Annotated in this window: 7 protein-coding genes; 4 read left to right on the forward strand and 3 right to left on the reverse strand. The window is 68.0% G+C overall.

The window, feature by feature from the left end; all coding sequences use genetic code 11:
* Positions 1-144 precede the first annotated feature (144 nt).
* On the forward strand, positions 145-777 hold the full coding sequence (locus PMI14_RS28460) for a hypothetical protein (RefSeq protein ID WP_007860114.1): 633 nt from the start codon (positions 145-147) through the stop codon (positions 775-777).
* 73 nt (positions 778-850) lie between these two features.
* Positions 851-1477, forward strand: a complete 627-nt coding sequence (locus PMI14_RS28465; RefSeq protein ID WP_007860116.1) for a hypothetical protein — start codon at positions 851-853, stop codon at positions 1475-1477.
* Positions 1478-1532: 55 nt separating this feature from the next.
* Here the strand turns inward: PMI14_RS28465 and PMI14_RS28470 are convergent, their stop codons facing one another.
* Positions 1533-1928, reverse strand: coding sequence for an Imm10 family immunity protein (locus PMI14_RS28470; protein WP_007860118.1), 396 nt, complete (start codon positions 1926-1928; stop codon positions 1533-1535).
* A 137-nt stretch (positions 1929-2065) separates the two neighbouring features.
* Positions 2066-3523 carry a DUF2867 domain-containing protein gene (locus tag PMI14_RS28475; RefSeq protein ID WP_007860120.1) on the reverse strand — a complete coding sequence of 486 codons (1458 nt, stop codon included), beginning with the start codon at positions 3521-3523 and terminating at the stop codon, positions 2066-2068.
* A gap of 365 nt (positions 3524-3888) precedes the next feature.
* Between PMI14_RS28475 and PMI14_RS28480 the strand changes: the two genes are divergently transcribed.
* Together PMI14_RS28480 and PMI14_RS28485 are read left to right on the forward strand one after the other, a co-directional pair.
* Positions 3889-4371: a hypothetical protein gene (locus PMI14_RS28480; RefSeq protein WP_007860123.1), complete on the forward strand. Its 483-nt coding sequence runs from the start codon at positions 3889-3891 to the stop codon at positions 4369-4371.
* Positions 4371-4733 carry a hypothetical protein gene (locus tag PMI14_RS28485; RefSeq protein ID WP_007860125.1) on the forward strand — a complete coding sequence of 121 codons (363 nt, stop codon included), beginning with the start codon at positions 4371-4373 and terminating at the stop codon, positions 4731-4733. The genes PMI14_RS28480 and PMI14_RS28485 overlap by 1 nt, the downstream gene beginning before the upstream one ends.
* A gap of 32 nt (positions 4734-4765) precedes the next feature.
* On the opposite strand, the gene PMI14_RS28490 is transcribed toward PMI14_RS28485, so the two are convergent.
* Positions 4766-5371, reverse strand: coding sequence for a DUF2939 domain-containing protein (locus tag PMI14_RS28490; protein WP_007860126.1), 606 nt, complete (start codon positions 5369-5371; stop codon positions 4766-4768).
* Positions 5372-5621: the final 250 nt, after the last annotated feature.

Here is a 5621-nt window from a genome sequence, read left to right on the forward strand (position 1 = left end):
AAAGAGAAAGTTCCTGCGCCGCCGGGCGCACATCCCGGCCCCCGCCCCTTGCAAAGGCATGCAGCACCCAATTACCCAGTCCAGCCCCAGCCCCCAATGCGAGAATCCACCCACTCCCTCCCTGGCAAGCCCCCAATTCCCCCCATGCAACTTGCATCCCTCCCCCCATCCGCACCCACCACCCTCCTGCACCGCACCGCAGCAACCCTGGCCCTGCTGATCACCATGGCCATCGCCCTGGCGGGCCTGACCCAACCAGCCCACGCCGCACCCCCCAAGGCCTACAACAAGGCGGGCGTGAGCTTTCAGCACCCCGCCGACTGGAAAGTCGCGCTCGACGAGGTGGAGCCCAATGGCGCCGGCATGCGCAGCATCGACCTCGAAGGACCCGAGGACGCGAGCATCCACCTGATGCTCATCCCCTTCATGACGGGCCAGAACATCGAGACCCTGGCCACGCGCGCCGCCGAACACCGTGCAGAGATGGACAAGGGCCAGGCCGCGCTGGAAGGGCCAGACAAGATCACCCCCACGGGCATGACCTCCAGCACCATCACCCGGCGCGTAGGCGGCAAGGACATCAAGGGCGTGCTGCAGCGCTTTGGCTACGTCTCGGAGGGCGTCGCCATCCAGCTCGAATCGCGCTTTTTCGCCATCGATGCAGGCAACGGCAGCAGCGTCAACATCATGACCCAGTCGCTGGCCGAGGACGCCAAACTCATGGAAACCGCCCTGGGCCGGGTGATGGACACGCTGCGCTACCGCGCCAAGCGTTGACGGGGCCCGGCCGCTGCCGCGCACCCGAACCTCTCTTCCTTCTTGTACCGACCGAACCACCCACCTACGCACCATGCCCCAAGCCCCGACGCCCCTTCACGCCACCCTCGCCCTGGCCACACGCCGCCGCTTCCACGCTGCGGCCGCCGCCGCCCTGGGCCTGCTGCTTGCCGCCAGCCTGGTCCAGCCCGCGCTGGCCGCGCCCAATGTCACCTACACCAAGGACGGTGTGAGCTTCGAGCACCCCGCCGGCTGGAAGGTGACCGAGGACTCGGTCGCGCAGGACGAGACCCGCCTGCGCAGCATCGACCTCGAAGGACCCGACGATGCCGTCGTCACCCTGCTGTTCAGCCCCTTCCTCAAGGCACAGAGCATCGAGGCCTTCGCCGCCACCACGGCCAAGAACCGCGCCGAATCCGCCAAAAGCAGCAGCGCAGTCGCCCAGCAACTGCAGTTCGGCCCCTCCACCACGGCGCCCATCACCCGCAACGTGGCGGGCCAGGAGAACAAGGGCGTCTCGCAGCGCTTCGTGATCAGCATGCTGGGGCAGAAGCTGCCGCACGAGGCGCGCTTCTTCAAGGCCGACCTGGGCGGGACCACCGCCATCATCATGACCCAGGTCGCCACCGAATACGCCAAAGCCACTGAGGCCGGCTTCGCGCTGGCGCTCGACACGCTGCGCTACAGCGGCAAGCGCTGACCGAGCGCCGCACGGCGGCAGTCACCCCTTCATTCCCACAGGCGGCAGGCGCAGTTCAAACCGCTTCGTGGAAATACGCGCGCCCCGCAAAGGTGCGCTGCAAGGCGGCTCGCAACGCCTGGAACTGCGGCTCGGCCAGGTCAAAGCGCACCTCGATCCGGCCATCGTTGTCCATCTCCTGCGCGGCGTGCCCGTCCATCTGCACGTCCACGCGGTCGCGGTGCAGGGTGAAGGACACGATGTGGCCGTACCAGGACCAGCCCTGGCCGCAGTACTCGATGTAGGGCTGGTCCATGCCCAATGCGATGTCCTGGGCGTCGTACTCGTCCAGGTGCTGCAGCATCAGGTAATAGTCCTCGTCCTCGATGGACGGCGCCCCGAGCGTCACGATGAGCAGCCCATCGTCGTCCTCGGCGGCAGACACTGCATTGGCGACAAAGCCTACCGGCATCAGCACTCCTCCTGTTGTCTGGCCGCACAGCGCAGCGGCCACAGCGAGCCACTAGGTGCCGGGTCATTGCAGGCGTCCACTATATCCCTCGGTGTGGCAGCCCGTCAGCCAATCAGCCAGCCGGTCGCCACCCAGGCCTAACGCCCCTCCATTCCCTCCACCGCCACCTGCAGCAGGTGCGGCGCAATGTAGCGGCGGTGCGTGCGCTCGATGAGCGCCATGTACCAGCGGCCGAAAGCATTGCGGCAGGCCACACGGGTGGCCAGCGAGTACTCCACGCGGCCATCGTCCAGGCAGCGCACGCCCACGCACGAGCGGAACGCGAGGTGCCGGTCGTCCGCTCCCAGCAGCACCTGCGCGCTGCGCCCGTCGGCCGCCACCTGGCTGGCATGCACGGGGTAGCGGCCGGCAAACAGCGGGCTGCCATCAGGCATAGCCTGCCCTGCCGAGGGCGGCTGCAGCGAGGACACCGGGCAGGCCAGCGGTGACCGGCGCAGCCCAAGCGGGCGCACGATCACGTTACGCACTGCCATCATGCGCGTGACGCCCGGGTGCCGGTTCGCAAGGAAGCTGCCCAGCAGGCTGGCCAGCAGGGCATCAGCGTCCGGCGCAGTACCTGCCTGGCGCGCGGCCACCAGCGTGAAGCGGTCCTCGTGGTGCAGCGTACGGCCTGCCAGCGCCTGGCGCAGCAGGCTATCGGCCGGCAGGCCTTGCTGCTCCTGCACACGGCTGGGCCGCAGCTCGCTCACATAGCCACCGCCCTGCAGGGGCGCCAACGCATGCCCCACTCTGCCTGCCAGCGCGCGGTAGTGTCCGCACGCAGCCGCCAGCCACCCGCCCGGCCGCTCGCCGAGCGAGAGCACCGTGGTGGGAACCTGCTGCGCCCGCACCGGCGCGCTGGCCAAGAGGGCCTGCACGGCACCAGGCAGCAGCTCGGTCAACGAAGGGATGTCGCCCTGGTCCTGCAGCACCTTGCTGCGCAGCGCTGCGCTGAGCTCGCCGCCCAGCTCATTGGTGTGGGTGGACAGGGCAAAGAACGCCGGGTGCCCCGCGCCCTGCACGCGCGGCACGAACTGGTGCCAGTTCTCGCCCGAAAAGCGCACGGTGAACAGGCAGTCCGGCGGCACATCGACATGGCGCAGCGCCCGCACGAAGGCCGCCGGGTCACGCGTGATCTCTTCGGGCGTGGCACTGGAAAAGCGCAACTGTGCCCCCGCACTGCCCGACACTGCCGTGAACACCCGATGCCCCGCATGCCGGTGGAACGGGTGCCCGCCCTGCCCCACGCCAAAGCTGTACAGCGCCGTCGCATCGCCCTTGGCAAAGTCGCTGCCACCCAGCTTGGCCGAGGGCTCGTCCAGCGCGTCGATGAAGCGCCCATGCTGCTCCTGGCGCGCCATCATGCCGCGGCACAGGCCCGTGCCCACGCCCCGGCCCAGGCGGGCCAACAAGGTCACCTCGATGGGCAAGGCCCCCGGCCGCGTGGGCAACGCCACAAACGGAAAGGTCGCCGTCCCGCGCGTCAGCCGCAATGCCGGCCGGGCAAGGCCCAGGGTGGCGGTGGTAGTGCCGCTGTTGGCGGTGGTGCTGTTCATGCTCCGGCTCTCTTTTTCTTGGCTGTCGTGCCTGGTTGTTCTGGGGTGTTCGTCGAATTGCGCGGTTGGTGGAAAGCATGCCGGCAGATTTATTTTATTTAGTTAATTACCTAATTGCAACCTTAACAAATGGACTGTGCCATGACACAGCGATCCAGGTTGGTCAAGACTGTGCTTAACATTAGTTCAGCTTTATCTTGACTAAGTTTAGAAATTACTAAACAATGGACCCCATGGCAACCCCGGCGCACAGCGACGCCAACCGACCCCACCGTCCGCACGCGCCAGGGGTTGCCGCCCTTTTTCAGTCCTTTGCTTTCACGCTGGCGGCCCACGTGCTCACCAGCAAGCCACCAGGAGCCCCCATGCACCACCATGCCGCCCCGCCGTTGTTGTTGTTGACATTGCCACCGCCACCAGGCCCCCTGCACTTCGCAGCCACCGGTGCTGCCAACGCGGCCACGCTCGCGCAACCGGGCTCGGCGTCCTGGCCGCCGCTGAAACCGCGTGCGCTGCCGGACAGCCCGCCCGCGGCGCAGCCGTCCGTGCTGGACCGCTTTTGCCGCAGTGCCAACGACCCCGTGCGCGACGCCAGCCACCACCACGAGGCCCGCGCGGCCGAGTCCGACGCTCAGTACGCCGCCGAGGACGCCGCCCACCGCGACACCTTGGCCCTGGCGCGCGGCGGCGACTATGCGCGCCTGCTGTCCGCCATGGACTACCGCGACAACGACACCCGCGCCATGCACGCCCTGGTCACCTGCGCCCAGCAGGGCCACGCGCTCGCGCGCGAGGCCGTCGAGGTGCTGGCCCGTACCTGGGCCGAGACGCATACCGAGGCAGTGTGATGGGACAAGGACTGCAGGACATTGGCGAGCACACCGTGCCGCCTCCAGCGCGCGGGGCGCACCGGCTGATTGGCCCCATCGCCACCACCGCACTGGGGGCCCTGGCCATCCTCGGCACCCTGCTGTGGGCCATGCACGAGGATGCGCAGCACGGGCTGCGGCGCGAGGCCATGGCGCAGCAGCAGCAGCAGCAGCAGCAGCAGCAGCAGCAAGCCCGTGCACAACCGCCCAGCGCAGAGCAGCGCCGCCACGTGGCCGCACAGTTCGTGTGCGGGCATGGGGTGGCGTACCAGTGGGTGAATGCGAACACGGTGGAGTGCCTGCGCGAGAGGGACGCGCAGGTGGCCATCACGGGCCGGTGAGGCCGCCCTGGTCGGCCTGATCGGCCTGGTCTTCAGTTCGCCCCGGGCCTGTCCAGCAGCGTGCCGTTGATCGCCACCATCTTCCACGACAGCAGGCCATAGCGGCGAAACACGAAGCCCACCTCGCGCCCCTCCGGGCTGACATGCACGGTCGAGTAGTTCTGGTAGTCCACCTGGAAGCGCGGCTTGCCGGCCTGGGCCCCCTGGTTGTTGTTGCCGCCGCCACCCGAGGGGGTGGGCGAAGGTACCGGGCGTGCGGTATCGCCGCGCTGCTGCAACAGCTTCACCACGCCCGATGGCGAGACCATGGCATCGACGGCCTGGTTGAGCATGCCTTTCACAAAGGTCTGCGCCAGGCCGGCGAACGGGTTGTCGTCCGGCACGCCGCGGGTCTTCATCTCGGCGTCCATGCGGGCACTCAGCAGCTCCTTGACCGAATCGCGCAGCAGCACGAAGTCCACGTACTCGGACACCCGGGCAGCGTCCTTGTCGCGCACGGCGTTGGACAGGGAGTGCAGGGCCCAGTAGGGGGAGGCGTAGAGCGTTGCGCCGGCGGCGATGGCGATGCCGGCCAGGGCGATGGGGACGAGCCGTTTGTTCTTTGGGGTGTTGTCCGCGGTGTAGGTCGTGGTGGTCATGTGCAGTATTCCCTCCCGTGTTGTGTTGTAGGTCCTTGGCTTCAACGCGGTGAGGAGGTTGGGGGTTTACGAGTTTTTGGTTTGGATGCCCGGTGCTTCTTTGTAAGCCGCATGCCTCTGTTGAGGGCGGAGGCCGGGGTGTGCGCCCGGCGTGGCCGTTTTGACAGCATGCCTCTGCTGAGGGCGGAGGCCGGGTCTCGGCCCGGCGGCCGAGGTACCTTTCTTTGCTTCGCCAAAGAAACGTACCCCA

The organism is Acidovorax sp. CF316, assembly GCF_000276605.1.
Classification (GTDB): Bacteria; Pseudomonadota; Gammaproteobacteria; order Burkholderiales; family Burkholderiaceae_C; genus Acidovorax.

Coding starts and splice junctions, on each gene's coding strand:
- PMI14_RS28485 (WP_007860125.1), top strand. CDS start 4,371: ATGGGACAAGGACTGCAGGACATTGGCGAGCACACCGTGCCGCCTCCA.
- PMI14_RS28460 (WP_007860114.1), top strand. CDS start 145: ATGCAACTTGCATCCCTCCCCCCATCCGCACCCACCACCCTCCTGCAC.
- PMI14_RS28490 (WP_007860126.1), bottom strand. CDS start 5,371: ATGACCACCACGACCTACACCGCGGACAACACCCCAAAGAACAAACGG.
- PMI14_RS28480 (WP_007860123.1), top strand. CDS start 3,889: ATGCACCACCATGCCGCCCCGCCGTTGTTGTTGTTGACATTGCCACCG.
- PMI14_RS28470 (WP_007860118.1), bottom strand. CDS start 1,928: ATGCCGGTAGGCTTTGTCGCCAATGCAGTGTCTGCCGCCGAGGACGAC.
- PMI14_RS28465 (WP_007860116.1), top strand. CDS start 851: ATGCCCCAAGCCCCGACGCCCCTTCACGCCACCCTCGCCCTGGCCACA.
- PMI14_RS28475 (WP_007860120.1), bottom strand. CDS start 3,523: ATGAACAGCACCACCGCCAACAGCGGCACTACCACCGCCACCCTGGGC.